This window comes from Cytobacillus gottheilii (assembly GCF_900166665.1).
GTDB lineage: Bacteria > Bacillota > Bacilli > Bacillales > Cytobacillaceae > Cytobacillus > Cytobacillus gottheilii_A.
The window spans coordinates 179,854-200,506 of record NZ_LT800494.1; the positions used below are offsets into that span (position 1 = coordinate 179,854).

Here is a 20,653-nt window from a genome sequence, read left to right on the forward strand (position 1 = left end):
ATTTTGTGTTATTATCGTGATTATAGTGAAATGGTAACACTTTTACTCTATAAAAACACGAATTATATCTATGAAAATTAAATATTGTTTTTCATATAATCGTAGGAATATGGCCTACAAGTTTCTACCTGTTTACCGTAAATAAACAGGCTATGAAAAGCAGAGACAGGATCAATTTCTTTCATGGAATTTATCCTTCTTTCGTATTTCGCTAAGGCTCGAAGTACATGCTTTTCTATTTCCGGAAGCATGTATTTCGAGCTTTTTTTGTATGTTCAGCCTTGCCGGAAAGAAAGCATAATGGCTTTTTGAAAGGCAGCATAAGTAAACAGCCTTATTAAAAAAATTAGAATCTAGTAGGAGGATGACAACATGGAGAGTACTACAAATCATTTAGAGTCTGCTTATAACAATGGGCAGCAGAAAAGAGAGGTAACCTTCTCGCAATCCTTATTCCTGGGTCTGCAGCAGGTTTTAGCAATGGACCTGTTTATACCGCCGGTTATTTTAGCTGGAATGCTATCCTTTTCTGTTACAGATAGTACGATGCTGATTCAAATGACCTTTCTTGCTTGCGGTATTGCAACCATTATTCAAGCAGGACTGGCCATGAAACTGCCTGTTATGCAGGGACCTTCATTTGTCCCGCTTAGTGCATTGGCTGCGATCGGTACAACTTCAGGAATTGGCGTAATGATCGGAAGCTTAATACCAGGTGCTATTTTAATCGCTTTATTAGGTAATCCGCTCAGAGTGTTTAGTAAAGTGGTAAGAAAATTTATCCCGCCAATCGTGGCAGGCACTGTTATTGTAGTGGTTGGTCTATCTCTTATGCCAAGTGCCATTAATTCCATTTATAATGCAGAAGGAAGCTTTGGAACGAATATGTTAGTTGCTTGTATAACAGCGGCTATTCTAATTTTTTGTATGTATGTAGGGGAAAAGTCTAAAACAAAATTAAAATATATGAAGCTCGTATCCGTTATTTTATCACTCGGAATGGGAACAATCGTTGCTTCGTTCTTTGGATTAGTCGATTTTTCATCTGTTGGGGCATCAGCATGGTTCCAGATGCCAAGCCTCTTTGCATTTGGAATGCCGGAATTTGAGCTTCACGCGATTTTAATCATGCTTGCCATTTACTTTATTGTCATGATTGAAACGACTGGAACATGGTTTACAGTAGGAAATGTGACAGATGAAGAACTTACAGACAAGCGTCTAAACGGCGGAGCATTTGGCGAAGGAATCGGCTGTTTTGTTGGATCATTTTTTGGAGGCACGCCAGTAACTGGTTATTCGTCAAATGCCGGTATTATTGCTATTACGGGAGTGAAAAGCAGAAAGCCGATTATCATGGGCGGTTTCATACTCGTATTGCTTGGAATGATGCCAAAGCTGATGACCGTTATTGCTTGTATCCCAAGTGTTGTCATTAATAGTGTGTTTGCTATTCTTTGTGTGGTTATTATGATGAACGGTTTTAAAGTCATTAAAAATGTGCCATTTACAGAGCGAAATATGCTGGTGATTGGCGTATCGATTATGCTTGCGATGTTTGCCGTGCTGATTCCAGCCAATATTTCTCAAGGACTGCCTGAAATCGTTACTTATTTCGTTTCTTCAGGGACAGCTGTAGGGGCGATTACAGCTCTTATTCTGAATTTAGTTCTGCCGCAGAAGCTTGATGACACTGAAGTGACAAGCAAAGTCAACGTAACTATAAACTAACATTGAGAAGGAGGATCACTCATGCAACAAGATCGATTATGGAATGAATGGCATCCGGTATGTAAAGCAGAAGAATTGCTGGATGATCCGAAACAAGTATTTGTACTAGGTGAACGTGTGGCCATCTTCCGCACTGAAAAAGGTGTACATGCATTTAAAGATTTATGTATTCATAGAGGAGCAGCTTTATCACTAGGTAAAGTGGTAAATGGAAACTTGAGATGTGCCTACCATGCCTGGGAATTTGGCTGTTCGGGAGCTTGTGTAAACATTCCTGCTCTGCCGAAGGGGCGTCCGATACCGCCTAAAGCAAAAGCAACCGTGTATAAATGCGAGGAACACCTCGGTCTGATTTGGGTTAATTTAGGTGACGATCCAGCACCGCTCGTTTCCTACCCTGAATATCATGAGGACAGCTATCATACAGCCATTTGCGGACCATATGATGTGAAAGCCAATGCACCTAGAATCATTGAAAACTTCCTTGATGTTTCTCACCTTATGTTCGTTCACGAAGGATTGCTGGGAGACGAGGATCATGCTGAGGTAGCGGATTATACTGTAGAGTTTCGGGAAAATCGTATTATTACAAGTGAAATTCCTGTATACCAGCCTAATTCTGACGGCCGTTCAAAGGGTGGCTATGCAAACTATGTATATGAAATTCTAAATCCAAAAACAGTGCGCTTTACGAAGACGACGGATGATAATGATGAGGAATTTACGATTTTGCTTGCTGTTAATCAAATGGAAAATGAGAAGTCTCAGGCGTTTATGCTATTGACGAGAAACTATGACTTAGATAAGCCAGATGAACCTTTTATAGAGTTTCAGGATATCATTTTTAACCAGGATTTAGATATTGTAGAGAGTCAAAAACCGGAGCTGCTTCCATTAGACCTTCAAGCTGAAATGCACCTGAAGTCCGATGCACTTACCATTGCCTATCGCAAATGGCTGCAGGAGCTTGGGGTGGAAAACGGTACCTCACTAATGGAAAAAGCAACACAATTATAGTCAGTTTAAATATATTGGTGACTGTAAAGCTATAAAAATAAGAGGCTGGGACATAATTATTTAACACTCTTATAGAACCGAATGGTTAGGAAGTCATCTTTCTAATCATTTGGTTTTTTTGCGATTATAAAATATATCTTATTAGCATGAGTGAAATGGAGCGGAGGACACTTGACTCCTGTGGGAAATAGAGGAAAAGGTGAGACCCCGCAGGAGCTTTCTCCGAGGAGGCTCAGCTTCCGCCCCACGGAAAGCGAGGGTCCGCAGCGCAGGTGGAACGGACTTGTTTAAATACCCAAACCAAGATATTGAAAGTTCGTGTTTTAGAAAGATTTATTTCGTTTTGTCCCAGCTTCCTTCTTTTATTAATAGAGTTCTAAGCTAACGATGTTCGCTTAAGTAGCACCGCTAAGAGTTCCAGCTGTCCGATTAGGTATACAAGAAATTCCTTTGGGTAAATGCTGGAAAATTAATAGAATTGGATGATCTGGTGATATAATTGAGTACAATCTATTAGAAATTTACATACCTATTTACGTATCGGGAAGGAGTTTTATAAATGAACCCACAACTGCAAATGGGGGCAAATACAGCAATAACATCACCAAAAGGGACTGTAACAGTTAGCCATGACGTTTCAAATATCATTGATGTTTCTTTAACGGCTTTTCTTTTAACGGATGCTGATAAAGTACAGGGAGATAACGGCATTATTTTTTATAATCAGCCAGAAGGTCCTTCTGGTGTTGCAACTTTTATACCATCTATGATTGCTGGACAAACCAAAGTACATAAAATGGACTTTGATATGAGCAAAGTTCCCGCAGGGATTGTGAAAATAGCCATTACATTGACAGAGGATCATCATACAGGTTTTTCGAACGTAAAAAACCTAAAGGCAGAGATCCGTACCGATCAAGAAGTAATTCAATTGATTCCATCTAGTTTTACAAAGGAAAATGGCATTGTAGTACTCGAAATATACTTAAGAAATGGCCAGACAAAGGTAAAATCAATTTGGCGAGGATTTAATTCTGGTCTTGAAGGTTTATGTGAAAACTTCGGAGTAGAAGTTGAAGAAGAGGAGAAAATAATTCCTTCTGAGCCTAAAATGGCAACAACAGAACCTCAGAGTAAGAGTAGCAAAAATGCTTTCTCGTCAGTCAGTCTGGAAAAAGTAACAGGCAATATCAGTCTTGATAAAGGCCAAAAACCCGTTATTATTGAAAAAACACCTGAAATCACTGCTACAGTCTCTTGGAAGACAGGTACAGATTATGATATTTATGCATTAGTTTATACAAAGAATGGCAGACAAATAGATGTAGCGATGTTTGGAGCACAGGGCACACCGCCTCTTAGCCGATATGGCAACGGAGCTGTTGAACATATGGGCGATGTTGGGAGAAACAGCGGTTCAACTAAGACGGAGATCATTAAATTAAGACTGACAAATGATATTCTCGCAGTTGTTCCTGTTGTTTATTCTGCACAGTCAAATGGAACAGGTTCATTTTATCGATATAAGGTGTCTATGAGTATCGATAATCATAAAGGGACATCCGTCACTATATCTTCCAAAAATGCCAATAATAATGATCGAATCTATACGTGTGTGCCTGGGATCCTTCATAATACAGATGATGGCATTATCATCAGTCCGCTAGAGTACTACAGTATGCCGAATTCAGAGAACCGTCCTAGACTGCAAATGGGCCCTCTAAATCTAGTAGAAGTATTTATGGATCAAGGCCCGGTTAATGATTATAAATAAGGTCACAGCTTAAATGGAAGTATAAAAAGATCTTGAGCATGGTCCTCAAGGTCTTTTTGTGTTCCAGTTAAAATAGCTGCAATCTACTTATTATGCATTAAAAATTGAATGATGCTTGTTTCATAAAGAAGTAACATTTTTAACAAAAATTAACAAAACCTTTACAGGAACTGCCTTTTTTGAGAGGATACAGGTTTGTTACATTGTAAAGTGAATATTTTATTCATGATCTCCAGGTGAATAACAAAATGATTTTTAAAAGAATCTTTGTTTTAACTCTGCAATTAAGATTACACTCTTTTTTTTTGGCTTTTTATATTCAATCCAAGTTCAGAAAAAGGAGATGGTCTATAGTCCTGTATCGCTTTATTCGTTTTTACTAGACTCTTTATTAAATAGTGGGGATTAAATGCCCGTTTTAGATAAAACAAGATGTAGAAATGAAAGATATGTAACAAACAAGACTAACAGGCTCATATTCTAAAATGCGGGGTGGACCATGGTCAAGGATCTATTAGAAATGGTAAGTCAATTTGTTTTCTATTTAGGCATCGTGTTTACACTTTTGTTTCTATATAAAGTTTTTTACGTATTTGTAGCTTTTAAAGCCAGAAGAGGTAAAACGCAAGAAGAGACAGAAGTTCCGCTCTGTAAGTATGCTTTTCTTATACCGGCTCGAAATGAAGAGCTTGTTATTAGTCAGCTTATTGAAAGCATTAGAAATCAAAATTACCCGAGAGATTTGTATGATATATATGTTTGTGCCGACAATTGCACGGACCAAACAGCTAAAATTGCCAGACAAGCAGGGGCCATCGTCACAGAGCGCTTTAATAAAGAAGTAGTTGGGAAGGGCTATGCACTTAATCACCTGCTGAATATTATTAAAAGGGATCATTCATCCAAAACCTATGACGGGTACTTTATTTTTGACGCGGATAACCTTCTTGATGAAAATTATATTCTAGAGATGAATAAAACCTTTAATCAGGGCTATCGGGTTACGACAAGTTACCGAAATTCTAAAAATTATGATGAGAATTGGATTACATCTGGATACGCGCTTTGGTTTTTATATGAAGCAGAGTTTCTAAATCGCCCAAGGATGTATCTGAAGACGAGCTGTGCAGTTTCGGGAACAGGCTTTTTAATTCACTCAGATGTAATCAAAGAAAATGGCGGCTGGATCCATCACCTTTTGACGGAAGATATCGAGTTTACTGTCTCACAGATTATTAAAGGGGAAAAGATCGGCTATTGCGGCAAGGCCGTTTTCTATGATGAGCAGCCATCTATCTTCAGTGAATCCTGGAAGCAGCGCCTCCGCTGGGCAAAAGGGTTTTACCAAGTGTTCATGAGATATGGCATGGATCTGACAAAGGGAATTATTCGCGGTAAAGGCAACAGATTTTCCTGTTTCGATATGATGATGACGCTTGCGCCCATCGTTATCGTTTCCGTACTTAGTCTCGTAGGAAATGTAGTTGTCCTGCTGCTTGCCTTATTAGAAGGAGAAGGACTTTTTAATGACTATGTATTGAGAGGCGCTGGCGGGATCCTTTCAATCTATGGATTTTTATTTTTCTTTGGAGTCATCACAACCATTATGGAGTGGGATAAGATTCGCTGTTCAAACTGGAAAAAAATCTTCTATTGTTTTACATTCCCGCTCTTTATGTTCACCTACCTGCCAATATCCTTAGTAGCGTTATTTAAGAAGATCGAATGGAAGCCAATTCAGCATACTGTTGTTAAATCAATTGATGACCTGCGCTAGCTTTTCCAGCAGCATATGCCTGCTTATAGGCGAATGAAATAAAAAGTGGCTAAGCCAATGAATAAGCCCGAACAAGTAGCAGATACTTTTATTCTGTCTAATTGTTCGGGTTTTTTTATGAATTTTGGATACTAATTTTAAAAAATGATATGTACAAACAACATATTAAGAGGAATTATATTTTGTTTTACATCATTTTGGTAGTAAATACCTAACGTTATATTGATATATTACCCCAAAAGACTCAGAAACCAAATCTTTCCTAATCCGTACATAAACTAGTAGAATTTTCTAAAGGAGGATTAGGGATGAGGTTTTTAAAAAGAAGCGGCATTTGTGCGGTTTTCATTCTATTCTTAGCAGTGATGACAGCTTGCGCGAACGAACAAACTCAAAAAGAGGATACAAAATCTGCTGCTGCAACGTCCGCAGAGGAATCTGCGGAAGAAAAGATTTCTGCTGCTGCAAGAACAGTGGAAGAAATGGTAGAACAAAAAGCTGGCACATTGGTAGAAGAATATATGGATCCAGAGCTGGAAACTCTGCAGAGCTGGGATCGTCAGCAATATCTGGATTTTATTCAAGAAACATTCGAGCCAATTGTCGAGGAAGAACTTCAAACTTATTTTTCAGAGAATAAAAGCCTAAAGAGTGAAGAGGTCTATGATTATCTTGTACATACACTTGGTTCAGGAAATTATAAAAAATATTATGAGGAATTAGCTTCGTATGATCACGGATTTAGGATGCCTGAATTGCCGGATGGTGAGGATGAGGTGACAACGAAACAAAAGAAGGTAAATGCTTTAGTATTATTAGATGCGAGCGGCAGTATGAATGAAGCATTAGAAGGCCAGACAAAAATGGATTTGGCAAAAGCTGCAATTGAGGGTTTTGTAGAGCAAATTCCTGATGAAGCGAATGTTTCATTGATATCGTACGGACATGTCGGGACATCGGCTAATTCAGAAAAGGCAAAATCATGTGCAGCTGTAGAAACAGTATATCCTTTAGCAGCCTATCAAAAGGAAAAATTCACAAACTCGCTCCAATCATTTCAGGCAAGCGGCTGGACTCCATTAGCCGGGGCGATTCAAAAGGCGGGAGAAATCCTACAGGCATACCCATCAGAGGATTATTATAATCAGGTTTATATTGTAAGTGATGGAGTAGAAACATGTGACGGAGATCCTGTTGCAGCAGCAAAAGAGCTTCAAAATCAAAATATTAAGGCAACGGTCAATATTATTGGTTTTGATGTAGATAATGAAGGTCAGCAGCAGTTAAGGCAAGTTGCAGATTCTGGCGGTGGAGAATATATCACTGTAGATAATCCAGCACAACTTGAAGTGGAAATGACGAAAAAGTGGCAGCCTACTCTAGGGCAGCTCTGGTGGACACAAGGTGTGACATTAAATGAAACAGTTGAGGCAATGGAACGAATGAATGACATTTATAGTCCACTGTATAATGCCTCCAATTCAGAAATAAATCGGATTAAACATGGAATTCGCTTCTTAAGTAATGAAGAACTCATTTCGATAGAAGTGAAGGATGAGGTTAATGAACTAGCAGATTCTTTATATGAATTAAGGGAAGAGCACTTTTCAGCGTTGAAAGAAACCAAAGAAGAAGAGCGCGAACAAGCACATGAAGAAATAACCACAAAGGTCGAGGAATGGCGTAAACAATGGCAGTAAATGATTTGTTTATGAAGGTAGGTCTGGTCAGGTTAACAGCAGCCAGGCCATCTTCTCGATCAAGTGCATGTTGAGGGTGAGGGATTAGTTTAGTGAGCATACATAAAAAGAAAGCAAAAAAGCATGTATCAGGAAGCAGTAATAAAAGAGAAGCGATAGCTGGAGTAATTGCGGTCATCAGTGTTTGTTTCTTTCTTCTCACACTCATTTTATGGGGAATATCTGAGCTTGTAGATGATAATTTTATAGTATCTGAAATGATTGGTGCATATAGTGTTTCAAGCCTATTTCTTTGCTTTGGCATAATGTTTATAGCCCTTTTCGTTGGCATTAAAGGTAGTTGGTTTGCAAAAATTATCTTTCTGTTTATTGTAGGTTTTACTGTATCAGGCGCCTATTCTTTTATCGAAACATCTGCTCTTCTTTATAAAGATAAAGCAGCCTATGAAAACAAGCAGTTTGAAACAATCGTGATGATTCCAACTGGAGCGGAATTTGATGATCCGGAACATGGAACCGAATTTCTTATGGAGTTAGAATTCAATGAACTGATCATTGATGTCTATTCTTTTGATATCACGAAAAGCTATTATCAAGAAAACTTATCAGGAAAACAGCTTAAGATTGATTTTCTTCCCCATAGCAGATATGCAGTTAGTGTTAAGGTATATCAGGAATAAAGGGGGAGAGAAAAATAGTGACTTCGCAGGCTTTCCGTGGAGGCTCAGCTTGCTCCCCACGGAAAGCCAGAATTAGCAGCTCAATGGAACGACCAGCATATTAAAATTTGTTGTCTCCTAAAGTTATGTCAGTATTTTATGGATCAACAAAGAACTTAAGTCATACATTCTGCCAATTCAATAATCTGATCAGAAGAAACAAGCGGTAAAGAAATACTCACAATGGTTCCTTTTCCAACTGCACTTGTTATATCCATCGTCCCGTTATGAGCCTCAATAATTCTGAGACTCGTCATCATGCCTAGCCCAGTGCCTTTTTGTTTCGTTGTATAGAAGGGGAGACCAATATTACTAAGTATGTCCTCAGGAATGCCTTCTCCCTGATCAGCAATGGAAATAAATAAGTTTTGCTCATCTTTTATATGCACATTAACTAAAACTTCGCCGCCATTTTGCATTGATTCCAGTGCGTTCTTAATTAGATTAATAAATACTTGTTTTAATTGATTGGCAATACAGCTTACGGGAGGGATTTCCTCGTCATTTACTATCTTTATCTCAACATTGTGCATTAAAGCTTGTGATCCAAGCAGTGTCGTTACATTATGGATAATTTCTTCTATATTCTCAAGTTTAAACTGGTGGGCCTGTGGTTTTGCCAGCAGCAATAACTCTCCAGTAATCAGTTCAATCCTTTCCATTTCACTCGACATTACCTCTAAATAACTGTCTTTAATACTTCCTTCTGATGCTTTTATTAATTGTAAAAAGCCCTTTAGTGCAGTTAGCGGATTCCGAATTTCATGGGCAATGGATGCAGAGAGCTGTCCTACTGCTGACAGTTTTTCTGATTTTAGAAGTTTTTGTTCTGTAAGCTTTCGATCTGTGATATTTTTGGCAATCCCGTAGACGCCAATTACCTCCTGATCAACGATAATGGGCATATTCGTTACATTTAGATAGACTATGTCACCATTTTTATGTAAACATTTGGTATCATAGTTTTGAGTGGTACCGTTAGCTGCTCTTTTGTAGTAATCCAAGGTTTTGTCTAAATCTTCCTCGGCAACAAAAGGCAAAAAGGTCTTATGCAGTAGCTCTTGTTCACTATATCCGAGCATCTTTACCATCGCAGTGTTTACACTAAGATAATTTCCTTCTAAATCAAAAGAAAATACAGCACTAGGGTTATGCTCAAATAGTGATTTATAATGCTGCTCATTTTGGGAGGCCGTCTTCTTCTCTGCCGTTATATCCTGAAAATACACGGATAGCCCATTGGCAGATGGAAATGCCCGAACACCAAACCATGCATTAAGAGGTGGAAAGAATGCTTCAAAATGCACAAAAACCTGTTCATTTACAGCTTTATGATATTGTTCATAAAAAAGTAAGTCTACAGCTTCAGAAAATTCAATCCAAATATTCTTTCCAACCAAATCATCCCGGCTACGAAATAAAAGGCGAGCTGCATTATCATTTACGTAGGTAAAATTCCAATTCAGATCTAATGCAAAAAATCCATCTGTAATGCGATCTAAAATCTCAAGTGCATCTATTTCAACCAAATTCATAAATAGGAAAACCTCACTAATCCAACTTTTTTAATATTTTTATATTAGTAAAATTCTAGTGAAGTTAGGAAAATCCTTCTATTATCTAAATAAAAATGAGCTAACCAATTTGAAAATGATTAGCTCATCAGATCTTATATATATGTTCAGAAGATCAATAGAGTTCTTCTGGACATCATCTTATGCTTATTTCAGCTGGGTCAGACTATTATCTTTCCCTTTATTCTCCAGCGTTTGATACACCATTGCAATAATCATCGCAGGCACGCTGCAGAGAATCATCCCGAGGAAGGCATACTGTGGCTGAACTTCATATAGATAGCCGCCGATGATGGTAAACACAGAAGTGCTCCAGCTGAGCGCAAGTGCGGAATAAATGCCTTGAGCCTTCGGAATTTGTGCATGCGGAATATGAGCAATTAAGTATTTCATAAAAGCATAATGTCCCATTGCAAAAGAGAAGGCATGCAAGGTCTGTGCGATACTGAATACAATGACGTTTGGAAAAATGAAGACCAGAATCCAGCGAACCGTGGAACCAAGCGCTGATAGCAATAGCAAGGACCCGACTGAAAATTTCCTGAATGTTTTATCGGCGGTAGCAAAAAAGATGATCTCAAAAATGACCGCAATATTAATAATCAGACCAATCAGATAGACAGGTGCATGAATATCCTGCAGAAAAACATAACCATAATTATAATATGTGGCATGTGCTGCCTGGAGTAAAATCACAATGATCAGTACTAAGCCAAAGTTTTTGATACGGAATAATTGCGACAGGCTTATTTTTTGTTTTTGGTCTGGTTTCGGCTTTTCTGAAAGAATTCGGGGGGCATTCATAAAGCTGAGGGCGACAAACCCAATCATCCCAATTAAAAGTGCCCAGAGGATGACTTCATCTCCCATCATGCCTGTAAAGACGGTTAAAACAATTCCAATAGAAACAAACCCAATTGATCCCCATTGTCGGCTTCTTCCATAATGCTGAAGCTGTTTACTTTGAACTAAAACACTGGCTGCACTATCTAACGCAGGCATCAATGTAGGATAAAATAGATGGAGAACAATTGTGACGATCAATAAACCAGTAAAAGAATCTACTGGAATATAACATAGGATGGACACAAGAGTACCAATCCCAGAAATTTGTAATAAAGCTTTACTGCTTACTCTTTCTAATAAATATGGAAATGCAAACAATGTAGACAGGCCTCTGGCAACTAAACCGCAGCTCATAATTAAGCTGGCTTCTGAAACCGAAATCCCCTTTGTATAAATCATCCATCCTGACCAATAAGGAAGAAAAATTCCCCATGTTAAAAAGAAACTAAAAAATTGTGTACTCATCCATCGTTGTGTATTCATTCTAATCCCCCTAACTGAATGCATGATATCATGGAAGGGAAGGAGATTAATATGAGATATCTCATATTTTGAGGTGAAACATGGAAGTTTACAGAAATGAAAAGAAGCAATTTTATGTAGAACATTGTAGTATTGCCCATTTATTTTCCTTTTACATTGATATGGAAGTACATGAGTATGAGCGTGATGAATGGATCATACAAGAGGGAATGAGACCTCATTATTTATTTTATGTTATCGAAGGAAAAGCAAAGATTTATGTCACACATCAAAATGGGAAAGTATCGCTGATAAATTTTATTAATGCGAACGAATATATCGGGGAAATGGAATTATTAAATGATGTATATTACACAAAAGGAATTCAAGCAACGACAAGGACGGTTTGCTTTGCTATTCCTTATCATCGCTACCGGAATCAACTGCTCGATGATAATAAATTTCTGCGTGAATTAACCAAGTTTTTAAGTGTAAAAGCTACCTTTATGGCCGCAAAATATTCTCAAAGTCTTGCATTTCCGCTGGAAAATAGATTAGCTGATTTCATCCTGCAAACGACAGATGAAGGACTCTATAAGGAGAAGCATGTAACTGTCTGTGATTATCTGGGCGTGTCCTATCGCCACCTCTTACACGTGCTGACACAGTTCTGTGAGAAGCAGTATTTGCAGAAAGAAGGCAGGAACTACCGGATTATACAGCCCCATTCATTGCATAAATTGGCAGGTGCATTGAGGAATGGATAGCAGGGGTAAAGCTTAGGGACATAGAACCTGATCCTATGTCCCTTCAAGTTAAGCGATAATTGGATCTGTCGCAGACAGCAATTTAAGCTGTGCCATAGCATAAGAGAATCCATCTTCATCATTTGTTTTTGTCACAATGTCGGCTGCGTTTTGAACAGCAAGCGGAGCGTTGCCCATAGCGATTGAAGTGGTGGCTACTTCAAACTGTGCAAGATCATTTCCGCCATCTCCAATGGCGATAATCTCTTCAAATTCGGTATTGATTAAATTTTGATAGCGGAAAAGGGCCTTCCCTTTATGTGCTTCACCAGACGTGATTTCTAAGTTGTTAGGAAAAGAAGATGCCATTGAAACATCGAAATGAGGTCCTAACGCTGCCTTCATTTCCTCTATTTTTTCTAATTGCCCATTATAAACAAGCGCAATCATTTTATAAATTTTAACATCCTCTTGCTCTAGCAGTTTATCATAATCGTATTCCTGAAAAAGAGTTGTCAGTTCATCCACGCTTTTTCCATGTAATGGAGGCAATGTGGACGGATGTCCGCCGGTATTTGTATAAACAAGAATGCCTACCCCTAACTTTTTCAGGACAGTGAAGATACCCTGATATGTTTTAACAGGGATGGTTGCTTCATAAAGCAATTCACCTGTGCTGGAATATAAAGTGGAGCCATTAATACAGAATGTAGGCAGTCCTAAGCCTGCTATGCCTGGTACTTTCAAGACATCTGCAATAGCACGGCCGGTATTTAAAATGACACAGTGTCCTTGATGTTTAAGATCTTGTAATGTTTTAAGATTTGTTTCAGTTATTTCATGCTGAGAATTTAACAAAGTGCCGTCTAAATCGATTGAGATGCATTTCATCGTTAAATCTCCTTTCTGCATTTTAAAGGTAGGTACCTATTATTATTACATAGTTAGGTTAAAAAATATATGATGTAGAAGCGACTGGAAAAGAGTGCTTAAAATACAAAATAAGATTGAAAAGAGGCTAGGACAAACGACATTAACCTTTCTAAAACACGAATATTCAATAAGTTGGTTAGGTATTTAAACAAGTCCGTTCCATTGCGCTGCAGACCCTCGCTTTCCGTGGGGAGGAAGTTGAGCCTCCTCGGAGTAAGCTCCTGCGGGGTCTCACCTTTTCCTCTATTGCCCACAGGAGTCGAGGGTCCTCCGCTACATTTCACTCATGTTAATAAAATATATTTTAAAATCATAAAAAACCGAATGATTAGAAAGATGACTTCCTAACTATACGGTTCTATGAGAGTGTTAAATACTTCATATATGAGTGTTTTCTTTCATCAATGTAAGGAAGAAGATAGGATAAATAAAAATCCGCTTTACTATTTAAGTAAAGCGGATTTCACATTAATTTCGAATCATATAATCAAAAGCACCTAATGCAGCTGTTGCACCTGATCCCATTGAAATAATGATTTGGTTATAAGCGCTGTCTGTACAATCTCCTGCAGCAAATACGCCAGGCATAGTTGTTGCTCCGCGCTTATCAACGACGATTTCGCCAATTCGAGTGCGCTCAACAGTGCCTTCTAACCATTCAGTGTTTGGCACAAGACCGATTTGGACAAAAACACCCTGAAGTTCAACATGGTGTTCTTCGTTTGTTTCACGGTCTGTGTACGTAATGCCAGTTACATTGTCGGTACCAGTAATCTCTTTTGTCGCAGCGTTTGTTACAACCGTTACGTTTGGCAGGCTGTTTAAGCGCTCTTGAAGTACACTGTCTGCTTTTAGTTCAGAAGCGAATTCAAGAACTGTGACATGTTTCACAATCCCAGCCAGATCAATCGCTGCTTCAATACCAGAGTTACCGCCGCCGATTACGGCTACGTCTTTACCGGCAAACAATGGACCATCACAGTGCGGGCAGTATGCTACACCTTTGTTTTTAAGCTCCTGTTCACCAGGAACATTAATATTGCGCCAGCGGGCACCAGTTGAAATGATGACGGTCTTACTCTTAAGAATAGCACCGTTTTCAAGTTCAAGTTCAAAAAGGTCTTTCTTTTCAAGACGCTTTGCACGCTGTAAGTCCATGACATCAATCTCATATTCTTTTACATGCTCTTCAAGAGCTTGAGCAAGCTTTGGACCTTCTGTTGCTTTTACGCTGATAAAGTTTTCGATGCTTAGAGTGTCAAGAATTTGTCCGCCAAAGCGTTCCGCCACAATACCAGTACGGATTCCTTTACGAGCAGAATAAATAGCAGCACTTGAACCAGCTGGTCCGCCGCCGACAACTAAAACATCATATGGCTCTTTATCTGCAAAATCTTCAGCACTTAAGCCTTCGCCTAATTTCGCTAAGATTTCCTGCAATGAGATACGTCCGCCATTCCAGAACTCTCCATTTAAGAAGACAGCTGGTACTGCCATAACGTTTTTGCTTTCAACTTCTTCTTTAAAAGCAGCTCCATCAATCATCGTGTGCGTAATATTTGGATTAAGTACGCTCATGATATTTAGTGCTTGTACAACATCAGGACAATTGTGGCATGTTAAGCTAACATATGTTTCAAAGTTATACTTGCCATCAATTTTCTTGATTTGGTCAATGACGCTTTGCTCAACCTTTGGAGCGCGGCCGCTGACCTGAAGCAATGCTAATACCAAAGAAGTAAACTCGTGTCCTAAAGGAATTCCGGCAAACGTTACACCAGTATCCTCGCCAGCACGGTTAATGCTAAAGCTAGGTGTTCTATATAATTCTGCTCTTTCGACAGTGATTTTAGATGACATGGAAGCTAGCTCATCAACAAGAGCTAGCATTTCCTTTGAAACGTCATCTGTACCTGCACTGACTTTAAGCAGAATGTCATTTTCTAAAAGCTGAAGATATTGATTTAATTGTGACTTGATTTCTGCATCCAGTGCCATGATTAAGCCTCCTTAGATTTTACCAACAAGGTCAAGGCTTGGCTTAAGTGTTTCGCTGCCTTCTTGCCATTTAGCTGGGCAAACTTCGCCTGGGTTGTTGCGAACATATTGTGCAGCTTTAATTTTGTTCACGATTGTGCTAGCGTCACGGCCAATGCCGTCTGCATTAATTTCAACAGCTTGGATTACGCCGTCAGGATCAATGATGAAAGTACCGCGGTCAGCTTGTCCTAATTCTTCAACTAAAACATCAAATTGACGAGAAAGAACGTGAGCTGGGTCACCGATCATTGTGTAAGTGATTTTGCCGATCGCATCAGAAGTATCATGCCAAGCTTTGTGAGTGAAGTGAGAATCTCTAGATGCAGAGAATACTTCTACTCCAAGTTCTTGAAGTGCTGGGTATTGATTTTGAAGGTCTTCAAGCTCAGTTGGGCAAACGAAAGTGAAATCTGCAGGGTAGAAGCAAAGAACACTCCAGTTACCTTTGAAGTTTTCTTCTGTTACTTCGATGAAATCACCGTTTTTGTAAGCTTGTAATGTGAATGGTTCTACTTGTTTACCGATTAATGGCATAATAAAATTCCTCCTAAGATTTAATATGTAGATATTATAGAAAATGTTTAATTCCTATAATAGATACTAATTTGTAATTATTATTATATAGGATTGATTATCTTTGTCAACAGATTTGAGCGGTTTTCATTTATATTCATAAACTTGTAACAAAGAGGCAGTGTGTTAAACAGTTGAAAGGATGGTTTCTGCAAGAAATGCCTATGGGAAACATAACCACGCCGATTAGTATAATCCAATCATTTTTGTTCTATTCATTAGAATTCATAAGGTTACAGGACCGGATTTAATTAAGAGATTAATGAAATGAAAGAAAAATTAAGAAGCCAATGAATAGGATTGTGGCACCAAAATGCATATAAATCATGTATTATGATGTGTTTTTTAAACCGTTTCTTCCTTTCTAATCTATCAAGAAGAGGGAAAAATGGCAAAAGAAACGATTGAAAATTCTCAATGAAAATAAATGTTACAAATAAATGAACAAGCAATTCATTAATGTGCTATTTTCAATTGTACCTTTCTAATGAAAATACAATTTCTTCTGAATAAGGATGCTACTACTTTCAAGTCAGCTAGATTTTAACTCAAATTCATTTTTATGAGAGTAACCAAATAATATGTTAGGGGCATTCAATAATGCGATGCTGTGATGATATTGTTAAGATAAAAGAATCAAGCACCAAGGAGGCTGAACGCCTTGTACCTTTCAATTGAATTGCAAATGCTCATACAATTAATCGAACGAGCAGCACTTTTACTGATTACCCTATTTTTTATGACCAGAGTGCCCCGATTTAAAGAAATACTGCAAAGGGATCGGCACTCTCCTACAGAGCTATCACTGATCACGGTGATTTTCTGTTTATTTGCCCTATTTGGAACCTATTCAGGAATAGAAGTTGAAGGCTCTATTGTGAACATCCGAACAATTGCCATTACGGCCGGAGGGATTCTTTTTGGCCCATGGGTTGGCATTATAACTGGAATTGTCTCAGGGGTTCATCGGTATTTAATCGATATTGGGGGAGTAACGTCAATACCGTGTTTAATTACGAGTATTCTGGCTGGGTTTGTATCCGGTTATATTCATCTTTATATGAAAAAGGCCAGACGGTGGATATATGGTATTGCAGCAGGCATGTTTTGCGAGATTTTAACGATGGTTCTCATTCTGGTTATGGCAGAACCATATGAACTAGGAGTGGATATCGTTTCAAAAATTGCATTTCCCATGATTCTTGGACAAGGAAGCATTGGATTGATCGTGCTGATGATTGCCAGTGTGGAGGGTGAAAAGGAACGTATTGCTGCACAGCAGTCACAGTTAGCCCTTAATATTGCGAATAAAACACTTCCGTATTTTCGATCTATTAATACGGAATCTCTTCATACCATCTGTACGATTATAAAACAGGACATTAAAGCAGATGCCGTAGCGATCACAGATACAAAGGACGTACTTGCCTATGTGGGCTATGGGGAAGAAAAGTATCAAATTGGGCAAGAAATTATCAGCGATTTAACGAAAGAGACAATCCGAAGCGGGAAAATTACTATTCGAAACAATATTGCGGATCATCATACTCCGCAGATCCATTGCCTGCTGATAATTCCTTTAGAGGAAAGAGGCGTTATTACAGGAACGCTGAAAATCTATTACCGTAAGGCGTATACAATTACATACACGCTTCAGACAATGGCCATCGGACTTGCCCAGATTATTTCAACTTTAATGGAAGTTTCGAGGGTAGAGCAGATTAAAGAAGAGGCAAATAAAGCAGAATTAAGGGCGCTGCAGACAAAAATCAATCCACATTTTTTATTTAATGCACTAAATGCAATAGCTTCTACTACAAGACGTGATCCTGATAAAGCGAGAGAGCTGATCATCAGCTTATCAGGCTATATGCGCTATAATTTAGAGGTGGATGAAGAGTTTATTGATATTGGTACAGCTCTGCAGCAAGTAGAGAATTATATAAAAATAGAAAAAGCGAGATTTGGTGAACGTCTGCAGGTTGAATACGATATAGATGATATCCAACTTAAATTGCCGAGTTTACTGATCCAGCCATTAGTTGAAAACGCAGTTATTCATGGCATTCTGAAAAGAAAAGGGCCGGGAAAAGTGACGATTTCAATTAAAGATGATGGCCGGAAAATTAGAGTGAGTGTGCTCGATACAGGAGCGGGGATTGGCCAGGATGTCATCGACCGTTTATATCAGGGAACGGTTTCTTCCAAGCAAATCGGTTTATCCAATGTACATCAGCGTGTGAAATTAATCTACGGAACAGGTCTGGTCATTCACCGGCTGGAGACGGGAACGGAAGTTTATTTTGACATAACAAAGGAGATATCATGAGAGCGATTATTGTAGAAGATGAAATTCCGGCGAAGGAAGAGCTGGAATATTTAATTGAAACTCATAGTGGGATCGATATTGTTGGGGCATTTGAAGATGGTCTTGATGTCTTGAAGTTTTTACAGGTGGAAGAAGTGGATGCGATTTTTTTAGATATCAATATTCCTTCATTGGATGGCATGCTCCTTGCTGGAAATATAAGCAAATTTGCTAAAAAGCCGTATATTATTTTTACAACAGCTTATAAGGAGCATGCTGCACAAGCATTTGAATTAGAGGCATTTGATTACATCTTAAAGCCTTACGAGGAAAAAAGAATTGCAGCGATGTTAGCGAAGCTGGAATCAGCTTTTAAAAAGGACCAGCAGCCGCTAGATGAGGTGCTGTCAGATTCTAATCGCAGAATTAACCTCCGAAAAAATGAAAATATTATTGTAACAAATGTGAATGATATTTATTATGCAGAAGCAAGTGAGAAGTCGACACTTGTTTATACGAAAACAGATGAATATACTATGCCCATGTCGATAAGCGAATTTCATGATAAGCTGCCGCAGGATGCTTTCTTTAAATGTCACCGTTCCTACAGCGTGAACCTTTCAAAAATACATGAAATTGTTCCTTGGTTCAACAATACGTATATCGTACGTTTAAAGGATATAAAGGCAGAAATACCGGTCAGCAGAAGCAAATCAAAAACCTTTCGACAGATTATGCATTTGTAAATACCATTCATTCCAGATCAGATGCATTTCATTCTGATACCGATTTCATAAAGCTTTCTAGCGGTAAAATTCAAGTATAGAAACCGTTAAGAAAGAGGAGATCGGAATGAAAAACCAAAATGTAAATCGCTTTCTTATTATAATTGGTACAGTAATTGTCCAAATGGGTTTGGGAACTATTTATACATGGAGTTTATTTAATCAGCCGCTAGTTGATAAATTTGGCTGGGATTTAAGTGCAACAGCTATTACGTTCTCGATCACAAGCTTTGCGCTAGCGTTCGCTACCCTTTTCTCAGGAAAGCTGCAGGATAAGTGGGGACTCCGCCGCTTGGTTGCTGCAGCTGGGATCTTATTAGGCGCTGGGTTAATTTTAAGTTCCCAAGTATCTTCTTTATGGATGCTCTACATTGTGGCAGGTGTCATTGTTGGTTTTGCTGACGGTACAGCATATATTACGTCATTAAGTAATTTGATTAAGTGGTTCCCGGAGAAAAAAGGATTAATCTCAGGAATTTCAGTAGGTGCATTCGGAACAGGCAGCTTAATTTTCAAATATGTCAACGCAAGCTTCATTTCTTCATTTGGTGTTTCAACAGCCTTCTTATTATGGGGAATCATCGTGTTAGTCATGGTCGTTGGCGGTTCTTTCTTATTAAAAGAAGCGAAGGTCTCTGGTGAGAGCACAGCACAAGCAGCATCAATCCAAAAAGATTATACAGTAAAAGAGATGCTTAAGACGAAACAGGCATACATGCTATTTATCATCTTCTTTACAGCTTGTATGAGCGGTTTATATTTAGTTGGAATTGTTAAGGACATTGGTGTGAGTCTAGCTGGGTTAGATGTTGCCACAGCTGCAAATGCAGTTGCATTAGTAGCAATCTTTAATACCACTGGCCGAATTATTTTAGGGGCTTTGTCAGACAAAGTTGGCCGAATGCAAGTTGTCTGTGGAACACTATTAGCCACAGCTATTGCGGTAGCAGTATTGAGTTTTGTGCCATTGAATTTCCCAATTTTCTTTGCCTGTGTAGCAGCTATCGCCTTCTGCTTCGGAGGAAATATTACCGTTTTTCCAGCCATCGTAGCCGATTTCTTTGGACTTAAAAATCAAGGTAAAAACTATGGTGTCATTTATCAGGGCTTTGGAATAGGTGCTTTAGCAGGATCAATTGTCGCAGCGATTCTTGGAGGCTTCCAGGCAACCTTTACGGTTATTGCCGTTCTATGTATTATTTCTCTCATCATTGCTATGACGATCAAACCTCCGCATGAAGCGGATCAGGTGAAAGAAAGTACAGGTAAGATGAAACGGATGCAGCCTGGAACAAGAGCTGGATAAGAAAATGAAAGGCATTATTGAAGGTATAGGTACACAGCAGACCATCTGGTTGTTCATTTCAAAGGAACCCGGCAATTTCAAAAAGATTAAGGTATAAAGCAAAGAGATTGAGACATTAGTTTCAGCTCAAGAAACATCCGAACGATTAGCAGGGGTTAACCACCTGACAAATTGTTCGGTTTTTTTTGTGGCTTTTAAAGAATAAATATAAAACGATGTTATTAGACTCCTGAGTAAACAAATTATTCACATCATCAAGCAATAAAGTTACAAAAACAGCATATTGAGATTAATTTTAGGATGATTGTTTTGTTGTTCAGCATGATTTTGAAACAATTTATCTAACTTATACGTATTTAAAA

The 20,653-nt window shown here is 38.5% G+C and carries 15 protein-coding genes and 1 riboswitch; of the genes, 10 read left to right on the forward strand and 5 right to left on the reverse strand.

Annotated features, from left to right (window positions below):
* Nucleotides 1-71: 71 nt before the first annotated feature.
* Nucleotides 72-173: riboswitch (purine riboswitch) on the forward strand.
* Nucleotides 174-372: 199 nt separating this feature from the next.
* The 6 genes from B7E07_RS01190 to B7E07_RS01215 all read left to right on the forward strand — a co-directional run bounded on the left by B7E07_RS01190 (nt 373) and on the right by B7E07_RS01215 (nt 8,679).
* A complete protein-coding gene (locus B7E07_RS01190) occupies nt 373-1,731 on the forward strand; it encodes a nucleobase:cation symporter-2 family protein (protein WP_080843675.1) in 1,359 nt (452 codons plus the stop codon).
* 21 nt (nt 1,732-1,752) lie between these two features.
* Entirely contained in the window at nt 1,753-2,748 is a 996-nt protein-coding gene (locus B7E07_RS01195; RefSeq protein WP_080843676.1) for an aromatic ring-hydroxylating dioxygenase subunit alpha, read from the forward strand.
* 559 nt (nt 2,749-3,307) lie between these two features.
* Complete coding sequence (locus B7E07_RS01200) at nt 3,308-4,522, forward strand: TerD family protein (protein WP_080843677.1); 1,215 nt, start codon at nt 3,308-3,310, stop codon at nt 4,520-4,522.
* Nucleotides 4,523-5,021: 499 nt separating this feature from the next.
* Nucleotides 5,022-6,299, forward strand: a complete 1,278-nt coding sequence (locus B7E07_RS01205) for a glycosyltransferase family 2 protein (RefSeq protein WP_080843678.1) — start codon at nt 5,022-5,024, stop codon at nt 6,297-6,299.
* A 308-nt stretch (nt 6,300-6,607) separates the two neighbouring features.
* Complete coding sequence (locus B7E07_RS01210) at nt 6,608-7,999, forward strand: vWA domain-containing protein (protein ID WP_080843679.1); 1,392 nt, start codon at nt 6,608-6,610, stop codon at nt 7,997-7,999.
* Between the two features lie 92 nt (nt 8,000-8,091).
* Nucleotides 8,092-8,679, forward strand: a complete 588-nt coding sequence (locus B7E07_RS01215; RefSeq protein WP_080843680.1) for a hypothetical protein — start codon at nt 8,092-8,094, stop codon at nt 8,677-8,679.
* A gap of 155 nt (nt 8,680-8,834) precedes the next feature.
* Here the strand turns inward: B7E07_RS01215 and B7E07_RS01220 are convergent, their stop codons facing one another.
* A complete protein-coding gene (locus tag B7E07_RS01220) occupies nt 8,835-10,253 on the reverse strand; it encodes a PAS domain-containing sensor histidine kinase (RefSeq protein ID WP_080843681.1) in 1,419 nt (472 codons plus the stop codon).
* A gap of 186 nt (nt 10,254-10,439) precedes the next feature.
* The gene (locus B7E07_RS01225) at nt 10,440-11,621 is read right to left on the reverse strand and encodes an MFS transporter (protein ID WP_080843682.1); all 1,182 of its coding nucleotides are present in this window, start codon (nt 11,619-11,621) and stop codon (nt 10,440-10,442) included.
* An 80-nt stretch (nt 11,622-11,701) separates the two neighbouring features.
* On the opposite strand from B7E07_RS01225, the gene yeiL reads away from it, so the two are divergent.
* Nucleotides 11,702-12,367: a transcriptional regulator YeiL gene (gene yeiL, locus B7E07_RS01230; protein ID WP_080843683.1), complete on the forward strand. Its 666-nt coding sequence runs from the start codon at nt 11,702-11,704 to the stop codon at nt 12,365-12,367.
* A gap of 48 nt (nt 12,368-12,415) precedes the next feature.
* Here the strand turns inward: yeiL and B7E07_RS01235 are convergent, their stop codons facing one another.
* The 3 genes from B7E07_RS01235 to ahpC form a co-directional block, all read right to left on the reverse strand.
* Nucleotides 12,416-13,237, reverse strand: coding sequence for a Cof-type HAD-IIB family hydrolase (locus tag B7E07_RS01235; protein WP_080843684.1), 822 nt, complete (start codon nt 13,235-13,237; stop codon nt 12,416-12,418).
* A gap of 510 nt (nt 13,238-13,747) precedes the next feature.
* Nucleotides 13,748-15,277, reverse strand: a complete 1,530-nt coding sequence (gene ahpF, locus B7E07_RS01240) for an alkyl hydroperoxide reductase subunit F (RefSeq protein ID WP_080843685.1) — start codon at nt 15,275-15,277, stop codon at nt 13,748-13,750.
* Between the two features lie 12 nt (nt 15,278-15,289).
* Nucleotides 15,290-15,853 (reverse strand): alkyl hydroperoxide reductase subunit C, encoded by a 564-nt coding sequence (gene ahpC, locus B7E07_RS01245; RefSeq protein WP_080843686.1) that lies wholly within the window; start codon nt 15,851-15,853, stop codon nt 15,290-15,292.
* 724 nt (nt 15,854-16,577) lie between these two features.
* Here ahpC and B7E07_RS01250 point away from each other — a divergent pair.
* The 3 genes from B7E07_RS01250 to B7E07_RS01260 all read left to right on the forward strand — a co-directional run bounded on the left by B7E07_RS01250 (nt 16,578) and on the right by B7E07_RS01260 (nt 20,291).
* Nucleotides 16,578-18,221 (forward strand): sensor histidine kinase, encoded by a 1,644-nt coding sequence (locus B7E07_RS01250; RefSeq protein ID WP_080849067.1) that lies wholly within the window; start codon nt 16,578-16,580, stop codon nt 18,219-18,221.
* Entirely contained in the window at nt 18,218-18,946 is a 729-nt protein-coding gene (locus tag B7E07_RS01255; protein WP_080843687.1) for a LytR/AlgR family response regulator transcription factor, read from the forward strand. The genes B7E07_RS01250 and B7E07_RS01255 overlap by 4 nt, the downstream gene beginning before the upstream one ends.
* Before the next feature lie 106 nt (nt 18,947-19,052).
* Complete coding sequence (locus B7E07_RS01260; protein ID WP_080843688.1) at nt 19,053-20,291, forward strand: L-lactate MFS transporter; 1,239 nt, start codon at nt 19,053-19,055, stop codon at nt 20,289-20,291.
* Nucleotides 20,292-20,653 lie beyond the last annotated feature (362 nt).

What these genes read in the sequence shown, in the direction of transcription:
- B7E07_RS01190 (WP_080843675.1), top strand. Translation starts at nt 373, where the DNA reads ATGGAGAGTACTACAAATCATTTAGAGTCTGCTTATAACAATGGGCAG.
- B7E07_RS01195 (WP_080843676.1), top strand. Translation starts at nt 1,753, where the DNA reads ATGCAACAAGATCGATTATGGAATGAATGGCATCCGGTATGTAAAGCA.
- B7E07_RS01200 (WP_080843677.1), top strand. Translation starts at nt 3,308, where the DNA reads ATGAACCCACAACTGCAAATGGGGGCAAATACAGCAATAACATCACCA.
- B7E07_RS01205 (WP_080843678.1), top strand. Translation starts at nt 5,022, where the DNA reads ATGGTCAAGGATCTATTAGAAATGGTAAGTCAATTTGTTTTCTATTTA.
- B7E07_RS01210 (WP_080843679.1), top strand. Translation starts at nt 6,608, where the DNA reads ATGAGGTTTTTAAAAAGAAGCGGCATTTGTGCGGTTTTCATTCTATTC.
- B7E07_RS01220 (WP_080843681.1), bottom strand. Translation starts at nt 10,253, where the DNA reads ATGAATTTGGTTGAAATAGATGCACTTGAGATTTTAGATCGCATTACA.
- B7E07_RS01225 (WP_080843682.1), bottom strand. Translation starts at nt 11,621, where the DNA reads ATGAATACACAACGATGGATGAGTACACAATTTTTTAGTTTCTTTTTA.
- yeiL (WP_080843683.1), top strand. Translation starts at nt 11,702, where the DNA reads ATGGAAGTTTACAGAAATGAAAAGAAGCAATTTTATGTAGAACATTGT.
- B7E07_RS01235 (WP_080843684.1), bottom strand. Translation starts at nt 13,237, where the DNA reads ATGAAATGCATCTCAATCGATTTAGACGGCACTTTGTTAAATTCTCAG.
- ahpF (WP_080843685.1), bottom strand. Translation starts at nt 15,277, where the DNA reads ATGGCACTGGATGCAGAAATCAAGTCACAATTAAATCAATATCTTCAG.
- ahpC (WP_080843686.1), bottom strand. Translation starts at nt 15,853, where the DNA reads ATGCCATTAATCGGTAAACAAGTAGAACCATTCACATTACAAGCTTAC.
- B7E07_RS01250 (WP_080849067.1), top strand. Translation starts at nt 16,578, where the DNA reads ATGCTCATACAATTAATCGAACGAGCAGCACTTTTACTGATTACCCTA.
- B7E07_RS01255 (WP_080843687.1), top strand. Translation starts at nt 18,218, where the DNA reads ATGAGAGCGATTATTGTAGAAGATGAAATTCCGGCGAAGGAAGAGCTG.
- B7E07_RS01260 (WP_080843688.1), top strand. Translation starts at nt 19,053, where the DNA reads ATGAAAAACCAAAATGTAAATCGCTTTCTTATTATAATTGGTACAGTA.